Annotated in this window: 13 protein-coding genes and 4 tRNA genes; 5 read left to right on the top strand and 12 right to left on the bottom strand. The window is 68.8% G+C overall.

Features of this window, described 5'->3' with window-relative positions; genetic code table 11:
- Window positions 1-1068 (bottom strand): NAD-dependent epimerase/dehydratase family protein, encoded by a 1068-nt coding sequence (locus ACTHL4_RS12315; protein WP_440283061.1) that lies wholly within the window; start codon window positions 1066-1068, stop codon window positions 1-3.
- A gap of 93 nt (window positions 1069-1161) precedes the next feature.
- Between ACTHL4_RS12315 and ACTHL4_RS12310 the strand changes: the two genes are divergently transcribed.
- Window positions 1162-1632, top strand: a complete 471-nt coding sequence (locus ACTHL4_RS12310) for an SRPBCC family protein (protein WP_440283060.1) — start codon at window positions 1162-1164, stop codon at window positions 1630-1632.
- A gap of 45 nt (window positions 1633-1677) precedes the next feature.
- Here ACTHL4_RS12310 and ACTHL4_RS12305 read toward each other — a convergent pair whose 3' ends face one another.
- The 3 genes from ACTHL4_RS12305 to ctaD form a co-directional block, all read right to left on the bottom strand.
- Window positions 1678-3282 carry a phytoene desaturase family protein gene (locus tag ACTHL4_RS12305; protein ID WP_440283059.1) on the bottom strand — a complete coding sequence of 535 codons (1605 nt, stop codon included), beginning with the start codon at window positions 3280-3282 and terminating at the stop codon, window positions 1678-1680.
- A gap of 81 nt (window positions 3283-3363) precedes the next feature.
- Window positions 3364-3771, bottom strand: a complete 408-nt coding sequence (locus tag ACTHL4_RS12300; protein ID WP_440283058.1) for a cytochrome c oxidase subunit 4 — start codon at window positions 3769-3771, stop codon at window positions 3364-3366.
- Window positions 3768-5528, bottom strand: coding sequence for an aa3-type cytochrome oxidase subunit I (gene ctaD, locus ACTHL4_RS12295; protein ID WP_440283057.1), 1761 nt, complete (start codon window positions 5526-5528; stop codon window positions 3768-3770). The genes ACTHL4_RS12300 and ctaD overlap by 4 nt, the downstream gene beginning before the upstream one ends.
- A 90-nt stretch (window positions 5529-5618) precedes the next feature.
- On the opposite strand from ctaD, the gene ACTHL4_RS12290 reads away from it, so the two are divergent.
- Window positions 5619-6773: an acyl-CoA dehydrogenase family protein gene (locus ACTHL4_RS12290; RefSeq protein WP_440283056.1), complete on the top strand. Its 1155-nt coding sequence runs from the start codon at window positions 5619-5621 to the stop codon at window positions 6771-6773.
- A 22-nt stretch (window positions 6774-6795) separates the two neighbouring features.
- On the opposite strand, the gene ACTHL4_RS12285 is transcribed toward ACTHL4_RS12290, so the two are convergent.
- From ACTHL4_RS12285 to ACTHL4_RS12275, 3 genes are read right to left on the bottom strand one after another with little or no spacing between them, the layout of a single operon-like run.
- Window positions 6796-7617, bottom strand: a complete 822-nt coding sequence (locus ACTHL4_RS12285) for a sulfite exporter TauE/SafE family protein (protein ID WP_440283055.1) — start codon at window positions 7615-7617, stop codon at window positions 6796-6798.
- Window positions 7618-7642: 25 nt separating this feature from the next.
- Window positions 7643-8434: a GntR family transcriptional regulator gene (locus tag ACTHL4_RS12280; RefSeq protein ID WP_440283054.1), complete on the bottom strand. Its 792-nt coding sequence runs from the start codon at window positions 8432-8434 to the stop codon at window positions 7643-7645.
- Window positions 8435-8443: 9 nt separating this feature from the next.
- Entirely contained in the window at window positions 8444-8620 is a 177-nt protein-coding gene (locus ACTHL4_RS12275) for a hypothetical protein (protein ID WP_440283053.1), read from the bottom strand.
- A 74-nt stretch (window positions 8621-8694) separates the two neighbouring features.
- Here ACTHL4_RS12275 and ACTHL4_RS12270 point away from each other — a divergent pair, with 74 nt between their 5' ends.
- Window positions 8695-9501 carry a GAF and ANTAR domain-containing protein gene (locus tag ACTHL4_RS12270; protein ID WP_440283052.1) on the top strand — a complete coding sequence of 269 codons (807 nt, stop codon included), beginning with the start codon at window positions 8695-8697 and terminating at the stop codon, window positions 9499-9501.
- A 103-nt stretch (window positions 9502-9604) separates the two neighbouring features.
- A complete protein-coding gene (locus ACTHL4_RS12265; RefSeq protein WP_440283051.1) occupies window positions 9605-11065 on the top strand; it encodes an MFS transporter in 1461 nt (486 codons plus the stop codon).
- A 120-nt stretch (window positions 11066-11185) separates the two neighbouring features.
- On the opposite strand, the gene ACTHL4_RS12260 is transcribed toward ACTHL4_RS12265, so the two are convergent.
- The 5 genes from ACTHL4_RS12260 to ACTHL4_RS12240 all read right to left on the bottom strand — a co-directional run bounded on the left by ACTHL4_RS12260 (window position 11186) and on the right by ACTHL4_RS12240 (window position 12813).
- Window positions 11186-11260 (bottom strand) — tRNA-Val (locus ACTHL4_RS12260).
- 34 nt (window positions 11261-11294) lie between these two features.
- Window positions 11295-11367, bottom strand: a tRNA-Gly gene (locus ACTHL4_RS12255).
- A 109-nt stretch (window positions 11368-11476) separates the two neighbouring features.
- A tRNA-Cys gene (locus ACTHL4_RS12250) sits at window positions 11477-11547 on the bottom strand.
- A 51-nt stretch (window positions 11548-11598) separates the two neighbouring features.
- Window positions 11599-11671, bottom strand: a tRNA-Gly gene (locus ACTHL4_RS12245).
- A gap of 41 nt (window positions 11672-11712) precedes the next feature.
- Window positions 11713-12813, bottom strand: a complete 1101-nt coding sequence (locus tag ACTHL4_RS12240; protein ID WP_440283050.1) for a YihY/virulence factor BrkB family protein — start codon at window positions 12811-12813, stop codon at window positions 11713-11715.
- Between the two features lie 94 nt (window positions 12814-12907).
- Between ACTHL4_RS12240 and glgX the strand changes: the two genes are divergently transcribed.
- Window positions 12908-15025 carry a glycogen debranching protein GlgX gene (gene glgX / locus ACTHL4_RS12235; RefSeq protein ID WP_440283049.1) on the top strand — a complete coding sequence of 706 codons (2118 nt, stop codon included), beginning with the start codon at window positions 12908-12910 and terminating at the stop codon, window positions 15023-15025.
- Window positions 15026-15032: the final 7 nt, after the last annotated feature.

Here is a 15032-nt window from a genome sequence, read left to right as displayed (position 1 = left end):
TCAGGTCATCGCACGGCGAGCGACGGTGCCGTCACGGACGAAACGTCGCAGACCGTCCCGGATGGTCCGCGGCCGCAGCGCCGGTGTGTCCGTGCCGGCACCGTCCGCCATACCGGCGATGAGTTCGGCCAGCACGTCGGACGCCCGGTGCCGGGGCCGCCACCCCAGTTCGTCGTGGGCGCGTGCACAGCTGACCATCGGAGCCCGGTTGGCCATGTCGACCCAACCGGGCTCCAACGAGTGCAGATGGGCAGCCCATGCGCCGGCGACCAGTCCGCGAACGCCCGGCGGTATGTCGCGAATAGGCATGGCCTGCAACGCTTTGGCCATGTCTTCACCGTCGAGCACGTCGTCGGCCGCCAGATTGAACGCCCCGCCGACGTCCCGCTCGAGGCACCGGACGATGGCGAGCGCGACATCGTCGGCGTGGATCAGTTGCATGCGGAAGTCCGGGTCGACCGGCAGCAGGAGCAACCGGTCCACTGCGCACGACGGCACGATGGCGGGCAGCGAGCAACGCAGCATCATACCGCCCGCTGCGCGCTGTCCGATCATGCAGGGGCGCAGCAGGGTGAGGCGTTCGAGCGCGTCGTGCCGGTGCGCGGCCGCGCGCCCCGCCGCTTCGGCCCGCACCTTGTCCTGGCTGTAGGTGCAGGACCGGATGCCGCCGAGCGGATGCCCTTCGTCGGCCGGGTCGAGCGAGGTACGCGGGCGGTATGCCGCCACCGAGGACAGTTGCACGACACGGTCCACGCCGGCTGCGAGCGCGGCGTCGACGCACCGGCCGGCCGCCCCGGGTCCGGATTCGGCGAGCAGATCCGGGCGGCGCATCGGCTGGAATCCCCACGCGAGGTGCACCAGCGCGTCCGCCCCACGACACAGTCGCTCGAACGGCCCGCGGGCAGCCTCGTCCGCCAGATCCAGTGCCGTCCATCGCACCGCGTCGGGCCCGAGCCACCCGGGAGCCGGCCGCCGCACCACCGCCTGAACGGTGTGTCCGGCCCGCAGCAGGTGGGGCAGGAGGGCAGTCCCGATGTTGCCGGTCGCGCCGGTCACCACAACTCTCATGACCGGTGGCGTACCCACTCGGCCGTGCAGCGCAACGCGATTCGGCGTCTCGACGCCAGGGTATGAGGTGCCCGCATCCCAGGAGGTACACGCATGTCGATCACTCCCCGACCGGACCGAATCACCGCACGTCCGGTGAGCCGCACCATCGACGCCCCCGCCGCGGTCGTCTGGGAGGTGCTCAGCAACGGGTGGTCGTATGCCGCCTGGGTGGTGGGCAGTGCCCGCATCCGCGCGGTCGACGCCGGGTGGCCGCAGGATCGCGCGCGGCTGTATCACTCGGTCGGTCTGTGGCCGGTGATGATCCACGACCACACCGACGCGGTGAGCAGTGTCCCCGGCAGGGAACTGGTGCTCGCACCGCGTGCGTGGCCGTGGGGACGCAGTGAGGTCAGGCTGACGCTGGAGGACCGTGGCGACACGTGCGTCGTCGGGATGGCGGAGGACGTCATCTCGGGACCGGGCCTGGCCCTGCCCCGCGCGGCGCGGCAGCTGATGTTGCGCCCGCGCAACCGGGAGTGCCTGCGGCGGCTGGCGCTCATCGCCGAACGCAACGGCGCCTAGCCGGGTCCCGGGCGACGTCGTCGCGCCGCCTGGGGCAGGGGTTGATCAGGGGTTGTTGCGCAGCAACCGGTTCCACGCGGTCTGTGTGAGTGCGCGGTGGACGGCGCCCAGCCTGCCGTGCGCGGACAGTGCGGCCCGTGCCGCGTTCCAGCCGCACGCCCCGTGGACTCCGCCACCGGGGTGGGCGCCGGCGCTGGCGAGATACAGGTTCGCGACAGGCGTCTCCGGACGCCCGAGGCCGGGTGTCGGGCGGAAGAACAGTTGCTGATAGAGCGCCGACGTGCCGCCGTTGATGGCACCGCCGACCAGATTGCGGTCCATCGCCTCCAGGTCGGCGGGGCGCTGCACGACCTCACCGACGACCGCATCGCCGAAGCCCGGCGCCGCATCTTCGAGGGCAGCCTTCGCACGGCGTATGACGGTCGCGATCGCCTGCTCGTCGTGCGCCATCGACTGCGGCAGATGGGTGTAGGCCCAAGCGGATTCGCAACCCTCCGGAGCGCGGGTCGGGTCGGCCCGCGCCATCTGTCCCAGGACGACGAACGGTTGCTCGGGCAGGTCGCCGGCCTGCAACTGGAGTCCGGATCGCAGCAACGTCCCGGCCGAGCCGCTCAGGTGCACCGTCCCGGCGTTGCCGAGCACCGGGGTGCGCCACGGGATGGGCCGGTCCAGCGCCCAGTTGAGCTTGACGGTCGAGTGGTCCCAGGCGAAGCGGCGCAGGTCCGGCGCCATCCGCTCCGGCACATCGGTGCCGGCCAACAGATGCGTGTAGAGCGCCGGGGCGGCCACGTCGGCGAGCACCGCCCGGCGTGCGGTGATGCGGGTGCCGTCGGCCAGGTGCACACCGGTCGCGGAACCGTGCTGCACGTGGATGCGGTCGACCGCCGTGCCGCAGCGGAATTGTGCGCCGCCGGACTCCGCGCGACTGCGCAACGCCCCGGCGAGCCGGCCGGCGCCGCCTTCCGGGACCGGGAAACCCACATCCTGTGCGAGCATCACCAGCAGCCAGCCCATGAAGCCGCCGCCGTCGCCGTTCGGACCCAGGTCGCTGTGCATCGCATTGCCGGACAACAGGACCCGGCCGCCTTCGCCCGCGAAGTTCTCCTCCCCGAGCCGGTGCGCCGGCGTGATCGCCAGGCGTGCCAGGTCCGCCAGCCCGGCCACCCGGGTGCGTCGCAGGAACGACAGGATGGCGCGCACCGGGGGGAACACGGTGAACAACGCGTCGAGCACGGCCGGCCGCACCCGCTGGTAGGTGGCGAACATCTCCAGCCAGGCACTGCCGTCGCCCGGCGCGAAGTCGTCCAGCGCCGCCGCGGTGCGGTCCACGTCGGACCAGAGGACGGCCGCGCGCTCCGGCGAGACGACGTGTGCCACTGGTGACGCCGACCGGCGCCAGACCAGCCCGTGTCCTTCCAGGCCCAGGTCCTGCACGACCGGACTGGCCGCGGCGAGGGGATAGAACGCGCTGAACAGATCGCTGATGTAGCCGGGGAAGAGCTCGGCACTGCGCACCGCGCCGCCGACCTCGTCCTCCGCTTCGACGACCACCACGTCCCAGCCGGCATCGACCAGGGCGTTGGCGGCGACGAGTCCGTTCGGTCCGGCGCCGATCACGACGGCGTCTGCGTTCTCAGCTCGGTAAGTCATGGTCGCTCCTGGTTACCCGGCGAGACGGCGGAGAAACCGGTCATCGGCGTGGCGCCGTTGTGGTCCCACCCCTCACGGCTCCTAGTCCCGGAAGTGCTCGAAGGTCCAGCCTATGACGGCGAAGAACGCCAGCGGCACGTCCAGCAGCACGAGCCACCAGCCGATCGCGATCCCGAAACAGGCGATCGAGGCGGTGACCGCGAGCAGTGGCGGCCAGATGCTGTGCGGCGCGAAATAGCCGTAGTCCCCTGCGGTTTCGGCGATCTCGCCGCCGCTGTCGTCCTCGGGGCGCTCGTCGGTCTTGCGACCGGTCCACCACAGGTAGAGCGTGAGCACGCCGGAGATCAGCGCGGTGACGACCAACGCGGCCGTCCCGGCGAGCTCGTGGCCGTAGGTGAACCATGCGTAGATGACGGCCACCACCAGGAAGAATACGGTCCAGAACGCGAAGAGCCTGGTCTCGGTGCGCAGTGCCGCGTGGCGCTTCATGACGACGAACTCCCCGATGCGCCCTGTGCGGCGTCCTCTTCGGCGTCCTGTGCGGCGTCGTCGCCGGAGCCGGCGCGGACCTGCGGGACCGTGCTCGCCTGGGGATGGTGCAGGTCGAAAGCGGGCCGGATGCTGCGGATCCGCGGCAGGCTCTCGAAGTTGTGCCGCGGCGGCGGGCAGGAGGTGGCCCATTCCAGGGACCCGCCGTAACCCCACGGGTCGTCGACCTCGATCTTCGGCGCGGAACGCCAGGTGCGCCATACGTTCAGGAAGAACGGCAGCATCGAGATGCCGAGGATGAAGGCGCCTACCGAGGAGATGTCGTTCATCCACTGGAAGTCGTCCGAGGGCAGGTAGTCGGCATACCGCCGCGGCATGCCCTTCACCCCCAGCCAGTGCTGGATCAGGAACCTCGTGTGGAAGCCGACGAACAACAACCAGAAATGGATCTGGCCGAGCCGCTCGTTCAGCATCCGGCCGGTGAGCTTGGGCCACCAGAAGTAGAAGCCGGCGAACATCGCGAACACCACCGTGCCGAAGAGGACGTAGTGGAAGTGCGCGACCACGAAGTAGCTGTCGGTGAGACTGAAGTCCAGGGCCGGTGAGGCGAGTATGACGCCGGTGATGCCGCCGAAGAGGAAGGTCACCAGGAAGCCGATCGACCACACCATCGGTGTCTCGAAGCTCAGCGACCCGCCGTACATGGTGCCCACCCAGTTGACGAACTTCACCCCTGTCGGGATCGCGATGAGCATGGTCATGATCGCGAAGAACGGCAGCAGCACCTGGCCCGTGGCGTACATGTGGTGCGCCCACACGGTCATCGACAGGGCGGCGATCGCGATGGTGGCGAAAACCAATGTCAGATAACCGAAGAGCGGTTTGCGGGAGAAGACCGGGAAGATCTCGGTCACGATCCCGAAGAACGGCAGGGCGACGATGTAGACCTCGGGATGGCCGAAGAACCAGAAGAGGTGCTGCCACAGCATCGCTCCCCCGGTGGCCGCGTCGAACACGTGGCCGCCGAGCACCCGGTCGGCCGCCAGCGCGAAGAGCGCCGAGGCCAGCACCGGGAACGCGATGAGCGCCATCAGCGAGGTGATGAGCGCGTTCCAGGTGAAGATCGGCATCCGGAACATCGTCATACCGGGCGCCCGCATGCAGATGATCGTGGTGATGAAGTTGACGGCGCCGAAGATGGTGCTGAAGCCGCTCATCACCAGGCCCATGGTCCACAGGTTGCCGCCCACCTCCGGGGAGTACTGCGTGCCGCTGAGCGGCGTGTAGGCGAACCAGCCGAACGACGCCGCGCCCTGGGGCGTCAGGAAGCCGGAGAGCACCTCGATGCCACCCAGCAGGTAGAGCCAGTAGGACAGCGCGTTCAGCCGCGGGAACGCCACGTCCGGAGCGCCGATCTGCAACGGCATGATCGCGTTGGTGAAGCCCGCGAACAGCGGTGTCGCGAAGAGCAACAGCATGATCGTGCCGTGGATCGTGAACAACTGATTGAACTGGTCGGTGTTCTGCACGATCTGCAGCCCCGGCGCCCACAGCTCCGCACGGATCATCAGTGCCAGGACGCCGCCGACCATGAAGAACGCGAACGATGTGGCCAGGTAGAGGTTGCCGATCACCTTGTGGTCGGTGGTGGTGACGACTTTCCACAGCCGCCTCCCGGCCCGAGGTGGCACCGGCCCTGAAGGTGCCCGCCGCCTCCGCCGGGCCGTGGCAGCGTCCCTGCGGAGTGTTGGCAGCATGCCAGCGCCATACCCACCGCGGCGGCTTCGAACCGTCGCCCGCGCACCTAGCATGTGCGGTATCTGACGCCCACAGGCAGGACGACGCTCGTGATCCTGGACGACTACCGCTCACCGTGGCTCGACGAGGAGCTCACCGACCTGCGGCAGCTGGCGCGCACCTTCCTCGCTCGCGAGGTGGTGCCCCACCAGGAACGCTGGGCCGAGCAGCACATGGTCGACCGTGACCTGTGGCGGGCGGCCGGCGCCGCGGGGCTGCTGTGCACGAGCATCCCGCAGGAGTACGGCGGAGGCGGCGGCACCTTCGCGCACGAAGCCGTCATCGCCATCGAGCAGGCGCTGGCCGCCGACGACGCCTGGGGCAACCAGGTGCACAGCACGATCGTCGCCCACTATCTCGACGCCTTCGGCACCCGGGAACAGAAGCAGCGGTGGCTGCCGCGCATGGCCACCGGTGACCTGGTCGGCGGCATCGCGATGACCGAGCCGGGCACCGGCTCCGACCTGCAGGCGGTCCGCACCCGCGCGGTGCGCGACGGCGACGACTACCTGATCAATGGTGCGAAGACGTTCATCTCCAACGGAACTCATGGCGACCTGCTGGTCGTGGTGGCGCGCACCGGCGTCGAGGAGGGCGGCAAGGGCCTGTCGCTGATCGTCGCCGAGACCGAGGACCTGCCGGGTTTCCACCGCGGACGCGTGCTGCGGAAGATCGGCATGCACGGCCAGGACACCCGAGAGCTGTCGTTCGTCGACATGCGGGTGCCGACCGCGCACCTGCTGGGCGAGCGGGAGGGCGACGGTTTCGTGCAGTTGATGCAGCAGTTGCCGCAGGAAAGACTCATCATCGCGGTCAGCGCGGCGGCAGCAGCCGAGGCCGCCGTCCGCTGTGCCGCCTCCTACGCCAAGGAGCGGCAAGCGTTCGGCCGAGATCTGTTGTCCTTCCAGAACACTCGCTTCGTGCTCGCCGAAAGCGCCGCTGACGCCCTCGCCGCGCGCACCCTCGTCGACAGCTGCATCACCCGGCACCTCGCCGGAGAGCTCGACGCGGCCGGCGCATCGCTGGCGAAGTTCTGGTGCACCGACGTGCAGAACAAGGTGGTGGACCGCTGCCTGCAGATCTTCGGCGGATACGGCTACATGGCGGAGTACCCGATCGCCCGGATGTATGCCGCCGCGCGCGTGCAGCAGATCTACGGTGGCACCAACGAGATCATGAAGGAGCTGGTGGCCAGATCGTTGTGAGGGCGCCCTGCGGCGCCCGATCTCATCCGTGCAGCATCAGGTAAGGCGCCAGCGCGAACATGGCGGTCACCAGCGCCGTCCGCAACGTCCGTGTCGGCAGCGCCCGGGCGATGCGCCAGCCGATCAGCACCCCGGCAAGCTCCGGAACGCCCACGACCACGGCCAGTCCCCAGTCGATGCTGCCCAGGGCCACGTAACCCACCGCGCCGACGCCGGCGATGATCACCGACTGCACCTGCGCCGCCGCCAGCGATTCGAGCATGTCCGTTCCGGCCGCGACCAGCAACGGCACCGTCAGCATCGGGCCGCCGATGCCGATGATCCCGGCTGCGAGCGCCACCAGGAGGCCGATCGCGCCGACCAGCGGCGCGGGCGGATGGTGGAGGGTGCGACCGCTGGCACCGGTCTCGTCGGTCCGCTGCCGCAGCAGGACCAGGGCCGCCACGATCGCCAGCAGCAGTCCGAGCACGACACCGAACGCACGTGGCGACAACAGCGAGTTGGCCACGATGCCCAGCGGGGTCCCGACCGCCGCGGTGGCCGCCAGCAGCGTGGCCGTTCGCGCGCTCTGCCGGCTGCGCAGCTGACCGGAACGCGCATAGGCCGCCGTGCCGAGCGCGCCGGTGGCCACGTGGGTGACGATCGCGGTGCCGGCGACCTGGGCAGGCGTCAGGTCGGTGAACATCACCAGCCCGACCGTCGGCAACACGCCGCCCGGACCGATGGCGGTGATGCCGATTCCGCCCGCCAGCCCGAAGGCGGCGAGCACCACGATGATCAGTATCGACAGGTCGGCGATGGCCGGTCCTCCTCGGGACAGCGACACGTGGGGGCCGCGCAGCACCCGGTGTCACGACGGTTGCCGCGCATCACTCTGCTGTGCTGCGAGCGTCGCGGTGCACGACCGCATGCAGCGCGAACCGATCCGCGCGGATCTGCAACTGCTCACTGTCCACGGCGCGTCCATCGGCGAGACGGGTCAGCCGCTCGATCGCGAAGAGCGCGGAACCCGGTGGTATCTGGAGCAACCGGGCTGCCGGCTGCTCGGCTTCGATCGCGTGCACGGTGACCTCGGCGCGTCCCAGCCGGGACCCGCTGGTCTGCTCGATCAGGGTGAACACATCCGTCCCGATCAGGTCCGCGGACAGCAGCGCCGCGCCCACATCGGCCGTCAGATAACTCACGTCCCACGACAACGGTCCGTCGTTGATCCGCCGCAACCGCTCCAGGCGTACGCCGCCGGTGGACGTCTCGACGCCGAGTTGTGCGGCCACCCGCGCCGGCAGCTCGTGCACCCGTCGGGCGTCCAGCACCTCGTTGCGCACGGTGCCGTAGCCGGCCAGCGTCTCGCCCAGGCCCTCCAGACGATCCAGCCCATGGCCGTACCGGGGCTGCGCCACCGTCGTGCCCGCTCCGCGCTTGCGTGCGATCAGCCCTTCGCTGCGTAGCACGGCCAGGGCATCGCGCACCGCATTCCGCGAGGCGGTGTGCCGGGTGGCCAGCTCTGCTTCGTCCAGCCGGTCACCGACGGCGAAGTCACCATCCAGGATCTGCGCGCGCAGCACCTCCGCCAGTGCTCGGGCACGTTCCTGCCGTGGGTGCGCCGACGTCCACGCGGCCGGGATCACACGCGCGGTGCGCTGCTCCGTCGGCCCCGTCATACCACCAGCCTACCCGTTACGCCAGAGTTCCGCCAGATCGGACGTCGCGAGGCAGCCGACGCCCAGACCGTCCGTGGCCGCCTCCTGCACCATGCCCGCCCGCGGCCTGGTTAGGATGAGCGCGCCCGAGCCGGAACCTGTGCCGGTCGCCCACGCGCGCACCGCACCGGCCGGGAGCCAGGTCATTCGGACACCTCCAGAACCGGGGTGCTGCCACTTCGGGTCCTCTCGGATCCTCGGATCAGCCGGAGCAGCCCCCCATGTCCTCCGAGACGTCCTCACCCGCGCCCTCCGACCCGGCCGACGTCGTGGCACACGACGCCGCCGACCTCGCCCGGCAGAGCTCCTTCGAGGAGATCAGTCGAGAACTCCTGCACACCGCGGGCGAACAACCCACCCTGGAACGCATCACCGAGCTGGCCGTCGCCACGATCGACGGATGCGATGCATGCGGTGTGTCGATCCGACGCAGCGACGGCAGCGTCGACACCCCTGCGTGCACCTCTGCACTGGTCGAGCAGTCCGACGCGCTGCAGTACCAACTCGGCGAGGGGCCGTGCCTGGACGCCATCTGGAAGATGGACATGTACCTCATCGACGACCTGGCCACCGAGACACGCTGGCCCCAGTGGGCGCCGGCGGCCGTGGACCTTGGGTTCGCTGCAATCCTCAGCCTGCGACTGGAGACGCCCGAACACACCCTCGGCGGCCTGAATCTCTACTCCCACACCAGGGCCGCCTTCGACAACACCGACGTGATGATCGCCAGCATCTTCGCCCGCCACGCCTCCAACGCGCTGTCGATCACCCGGCGCCACGACGGGCTGCAGGACGCGCTCCGGACCCGGCAGGTCATCGGGATCGCTCAAGGCATGCTCATGCAGCGCTACGGGCTCACCCTCGATCAGTCCTTCGAGGTGCTGCGCCGCTACTCCAACGACAACAACGTCCGACTCCGGGTCGTGGCCGAACAGCTCGTCGCCGCAGGCCGCGTCACCAGCGGCATCCAGGACGCCATCGCCACCCCGCCGGCCACGACCGAGAACGGTCGGCCGACTTCGGACTGAACGCGGCATCGCCCGGCCACCGCGCCTATACCCATATACCCCCATGGGGTACCCTCAAGCCATCGTCTAGATACCCCCTGGGGGTATAACCGAGGAGGACTTGATGGAAACCACGACTGCCGCGCCACCGCGGCGCTGGCTGGGACTGGCCGTCATTGCAACGGCACAGTTCATGGTGATCATGGACACGTCGATCATCGGTGTGGCCCTGCCGGACATGCAGCGTGATCTGGGCTTTTCCGGCGACGGGCTGACGTGGGTGTTCAACGCCTATGTGGTCGCGTTCGGCGGCCTGCTGCTGGCCGGCGGAAGATTGTCCGACCTGTTCGGAGCGCGTCGGATGTTCGTGACCGGCTGGGTGGTGCTCGCCGCTGGATCGGTGGCGGCCGGCGTGGCCGCCGACCCGGCCACGGAGTTGGTCGGCCGCGCCGTGCAGGGTGCCGGGTCCGCACTGATCGCACCCCCCGCGCTCACGATGCTGATGATGTTGTTCGGGCCGCATCCCACGGAACTCCCGAAGGCGCTGGCGGTGTACGGCGCCGCCGCACCCGCCGGCGGGACGGCAGGTGTGTTCCTGGGCGGCGTCCTCACCCAATATGCGACCTGGCCGTGGGTGTTCTTCATCAACCTGCCGATCGCAGCGCTCGTCCTGGCGCTGACCGTCAGCAGCCTGCCCAGCGGCTCCACGGGTGTCCACGCGCGGGTGGACGTGTTCGGTGCCGTCACGGTCACCGGCGGACTCGCGGTAACGGTGTACGCGGTCGTCTCGGCGCCCGACGCGGGCTGGGGTGCAGCACGCACCTGGATCCTTTTCGCCATTGCGGCCGTGCTGCTGGTGACATTCCTGATGTTGCAGGCCACCCAGCGAAACCCGTTGCTGCGACTGGGCATCTTCTCGGCTCCGAACCTGGGTGCCGCGAACCTGGCGCAGGCTCTGCTCGGGGCTGCCTGGGTCCCGATGTGGTTCTTCCTGAACCTCTATCTACAGCAGGTCCTCGGCCTGTCCGCCTTCCCTTCCGGTGCAGCACTCCTGCCGATGACCGGACTCATCATGCTCGGCATGGTGGTCCTGGCGCCGCGAGTCATGGCGCAGCTCGGCCCCAAGCCACCACTCGTGGGCGGCCTGCTGATCCTGGCCGTAGGGCTGTTCTGGCTCGCGCAGATCGACCCGGCCGGTTCCTACGCCGTCGACGTCCTGCCTGCTTCTCTGGTCTCCGCGCTCGGCATGGCGCTGGCGTTCATCCCGTCCCTGGGCACCGCCATCAGCGCCGCGCGGCCCGAGGAGGGCGGCCTGGCCTCCGGTCTGGTCAGCACCAGTTACCAGGTCGGCTCGGCGCTCGGGCTGGCGATCGCCACGGCCGTCGCCGCAGCAGCCGGGACCGGGAAGGCGGGCGACCTCGCCGCGGCCACACACGGTTACTCGGCCGCGTTCATCGTCGCCGCCGTGACCGCACTCATCGGCGCAGCGGTCACCATGGCCCTCATGCACACCAGGCGTCCGGTAGCCGCCGGCGAGCCAGAGGACCGGGGCGACTCCCTTCCCCGCCAGGAGGCGCACTCATGACACGGCCGTGCGTCCCCTCCGGGTGGAGCAGCACTCGACAGCTCACGCGAGAGGGATGACCGCATCCGACACGGAAACAGCCCCTGACTCCGCAGGTGTGCGGAGTCAGGGGCTGTGTCGTGGTGGACGATACTGGGATCGAACCAGTGACCTCTTCCGTGTCAGGGAAGCGCGCTACCGCTGCGCCAATCGTCCAAGGCGGTACTACACACGCGATACGACATCGCAGAGCGGACAACCGGGCTCGAACCGGCGACCTCAACCTTGGCAAGGTTGCGCTCTACCAACTGAGCTATGTCCGCCTGTCAACCCTGACTTCGTCAGCCGGGGCAACGGATCAGAACTCTATCCGACACCCTGCCCAACCTCCAAAACGACCCTCTCGGAACGCTTTGGCAGTCCTGGTTCACGAGGTGGAGACGGGATTTGAACCCGTGTAGACGGCTTTGCAGGCCGTTGCCTCGCCTCTCGGCCACTCCACCGTGCGGTGTGGTTCCCGAGCCTCGCGAAGAGACTCGGGAACCGTGCACCAGAGCGGACAACCGGGCTCGAACCGGCGACCTCAACCTTGGCAAGGTTGCGCTCTACCAACTGAGCTATGTCCGCCTGCAACCCGACGCGAAACGCGTCGTGCACGCGCCGAAACATTAGCCGATCGCGCGCCGGGAATCCAAACGGGGCTCCTCCGGCGCGGTGTCCTCTCCCGCGTCGGTTTCGGGTACGGCGCGCACCCTGCGCCGCTCGGCCAGATCGAGCCGCGTCACCGGCAGTTTGAGGCGGCCGGTCTCCGGCTCGACGGTCTGCTCCTTGAGCCTGGTCACACCGTCCCCGATCCACTCGATCGCCCGCTCGCGCACCGGCGTGCGCTCCGGAGCCCGCCACAATCTGACGGAGGCGGCGTTGAGGGCCGCGCCGATCAGTACGGCAATGCCGAGGAAGTACAACCACGTCATCACCACGATGGCTGCCGCCAGCGGTCCATAGATGCTGGCACTGTGGTCGCCGACCGAGCGGCCGAGGAACCACCGCAACATCATCGAGGCGAGCACCCAGATCGCGAGGGTCAGCACGCCGCCGGGCAGATGCCGCAACCACGGCAGTCGGCCGGGCGTGGCGATGTGGAAGAACGTCGCGAGCGTCAGGATCGTCAGGCCGCCCACGAGCGGCCAGTAGAAGACCATCAGGAAGCGCAGGCCGGGTGGCAGCCAGCCGCTGAGGATGTCCGGCCCGATGACGATCAGCGGCACCACGAGCGCGCCGAAGATCAGTCCGCCGAAATACAGCGACAGACTCAGCAGGCGGGCCGGCACGATCCCCCGGTGGCCGCCGTGGCCGTACATGATCGAGACGGTGTCGAGCATGACGTTGAGGGCCCGGGATCCGGACCACAGCGACAGCAGGAAGCCGACCGACACCACGTCGGGGCGGCCGGCGCTCAGCGCGGAGTTGATGGTCGGCATGATGACGTCGCGCAGGCTCTGCTCGGTGAGGAAGCCGGACGCGTAGTGCTCGATGTTGGCCGTGACCTGACTCACGATGTCCGGTCCGAGCCAGTGCCCGAGGTAGCCGACCGCACCCAGCAACCCGAAGATCAGCGGCGGCAGGGAGAGCAGCGCGAAGAAGCCGGCTTCGGCGGCCAGCCCGGTGACCCGGTGCTTCATGCACACCCGGAACGTGCCGGCGGCCAGCCTGGCCAGGCCCAACAGACCTGGCACCCGGGACAATTCGCGTCGCAGAGTGTCCTTCACACCCATCGGCACGTCCCGGGCCGCGCGGTCTCACCGATCACTTGACCCAAGGTAGCCGTGTCGGACCGGAATCCCGTGGACCACAATGCCCTTTATGGAAATTTGGCCGGGCAAGCCCTATCCCCTCGGTGCCACGTATGACGGCGCCGGCGTCAACTTCGCGCTCTTCTCCGAGATCGCCGACGGTGTCGAGTTGTGTCTGATCAGCGAGACCGGTGAAGAAACCCGAGTAGCCCTGACGGAGGTCGACGGCCACGTGTGGCACGGGTACCTGCCCGGCATACAGGACGGACAGCGCTACGGATACCGCGTGCATGGACCGCACAACCCGTCCGAGGGGCACCGGTGCAATCCGGCCAAGTTGCTGCTCGACCCCTATGCCAAGGCGTTCGACGGTCAGGTCGACGGGGACGAGTCGCTGTTCAGCTACCGGTTCGAGGACCCGCAGGCCTACAACGAGGACGACTCGCTGGGGCACACGATGCTGTCCGTGGTCATCAACCCGTTCTTCGACTGGGGTGACGACCGGCCGCCGCGACACGAATACCACGACAGCGTCATCTACGAGACCCATGTCAAGGGCCTGACGATGACCCATCCGGAGGTGCCGGAGGAGATCCGGGGCACGTATGCCGCCCTGGCGCACCCGGCGATCATCGATCACCTCACCGACCTCGGCGTCACCGCCGTGGAACTGCTGCCGGTGCACCAGTTCGTCCAGGACAGCAGTCTGGTGGACAAGGGACTGCGCAACTACTGGGGCTACAACACCATCGGCTTCCTCGCGCCGCACAACGAATACGCCGGATCCGGCACGGACGGACAGCAGGTCAGTGAGTTCAAGGCGATGGTCCGGGCGCTGCACGAGGCGGACATCGAGGTGATCCTCGACGTGGTCTACAACCACACCGCCGAGGGCAACGAGCTGGGCCCGACGATCGCGTTCCGAGGCATCGACAACGCCGCGTACTACCGCCTGGTCGACGACGACAAGACGCACTACTACGACACGACCGGCACCGGGAACAGCCTGCTGCTGCGCAACCCGCACGTGCTGCAGCTGATCATGGACTCGCTGCGCTACTGGGTGCAGGAGATGCACGTCGACGGCTTCCGCTTCGACCTGGCGGCGACGCTCGCCCGGCAGTTCCACGAGGTCGACAAGCTCTCGGCGTTCTTCGACATCATCCAGCAGGATCCGGTGATCTCCCAAGTCAAGCTGATCGCGGAGCCGTGGGACCTGGGCGACGGCGGCTACCAGGTGGGCAACTTCCCCCCGTTGTGGACCGAGTGGAACGGCAAGTACCGCGACTCGGTGCGCGACTTCTGGCGCGGCGAACCGTCCGCGTTGGCCGAGTTCGCCTCCCGGCTGAGCGGCTCCAGCGACCTCTACGCGCACTCCGGGCGCCGGCCCATCGCCTCGATCAACTTCGTCACCGCGCACGACGGTTTCACCCTGCGCGATCTGGTGTCCTACAACGAGAAGCACAACGAGGCCAACGGCGAGGACAACAACGACGGGGAGAGCCACAACCGCTCCTGGAACTGCGGGACCGAAGGACCGACCGACGACCCCGAGATCAACCGCCTGCGTCTGCGTCAGCAACGCAACTTCATCGCGACGCTGCTGTTCAGCCAGGGCGTGCCGATGCTCGCGCACGGTGACGAGGTCGGCCGCACCCAGCGCGGCAACAACAACACCTACTGCCAGGACAACGAGATCTCCTGGATCGACTGGGAACTCGACGACGACGAGCAGTCACTGCTGGACTTCACCCGCAGGGTCATCGCACTGCGGGCCGAGCACCCGACCTTCCGGCGGCGGCGCTTCTTCGACGGCGACGCCCATCAGGCCGGCGCCGGTGACCACGGCGACATCGCGTGGTACTCCCCCACCGGTGAGGAGATGAACGACCTCGACTGGCGCAACGGCTACGCCCGCACGCTGATGGTCTTCCTCAACGGCCGGGCGATCAGCGCACCGGACGAACGCGGCCGAGAGGTGCTCGACGACCACTTCCTGCTGCTGTTCAACGGTCACTCCGAGCCGGTCGAGTTCACCGTCCCCGCCGAGTTGTATGACGGCACGTGGCACATCGCGTTGAGCACGGCCGGCGACGAGACCGACCAGGACGCGACCTTCGAGCCGGGCGCGAGCCTGGACGTCCCGAGCCGGTCCATGTTGCTCCTGCAGGCGGAGGGCACCGACTGAGCGACGG

It is taken from the genome of Flexivirga sp. (assembly GCF_051955415.1).
Taxonomy (GTDB): Bacteria; Actinomycetota; Actinomycetes; order Actinomycetales; family Dermatophilaceae; genus Flexivirga.
Note: the sequence above shows the minus strand (reverse complement) of the source record. Positions and strands in the feature narration are given on the sequence as shown.

Bases quoted from the DNA above. Each gene is read 5' to 3' on its own strand.
- ACTHL4_RS12315 (WP_440283061.1), bottom strand. From the start codon at position 1,068: ATGAGAGTTGTGGTGACCGGCGCGACCGGCAACATCGGGACTGCCCTC.
- ACTHL4_RS12310 (WP_440283060.1), top strand. From the start codon at position 1,162: ATGTCGATCACTCCCCGACCGGACCGAATCACCGCACGTCCGGTGAGC.
- ACTHL4_RS12305 (WP_440283059.1), bottom strand. From the start codon at position 3,282: ATGACTTACCGAGCTGAGAACGCAGACGCCGTCGTGATCGGCGCCGGA.
- ACTHL4_RS12300 (WP_440283058.1), bottom strand. From the start codon at position 3,771: ATGAAGCGCCACGCGGCACTGCGCACCGAGACCAGGCTCTTCGCGTTC.
- ctaD (WP_440283057.1), bottom strand. From the start codon at position 5,528: ATGCTGCCAACACTCCGCAGGGACGCTGCCACGGCCCGGCGGAGGCGG.
- ACTHL4_RS12280 (WP_440283054.1), bottom strand. From the start codon at position 8,434: ATGACGGGGCCGACGGAGCAGCGCACCGCGCGTGTGATCCCGGCCGCG.
- ACTHL4_RS12275 (WP_440283053.1), bottom strand. From the start codon at position 8,620: ATGACCTGGCTCCCGGCCGGTGCGGTGCGCGCGTGGGCGACCGGCACA.
- ACTHL4_RS12270 (WP_440283052.1), top strand. From the start codon at position 8,695: ATGTCCTCCGAGACGTCCTCACCCGCGCCCTCCGACCCGGCCGACGTC.
- ACTHL4_RS12265 (WP_440283051.1), top strand. From the start codon at position 9,605: ATGGAAACCACGACTGCCGCGCCACCGCGGCGCTGGCTGGGACTGGCC.
- glgX (WP_440283049.1), top strand. From the start codon at position 12,908: ATGGAAATTTGGCCGGGCAAGCCCTATCCCCTCGGTGCCACGTATGAC.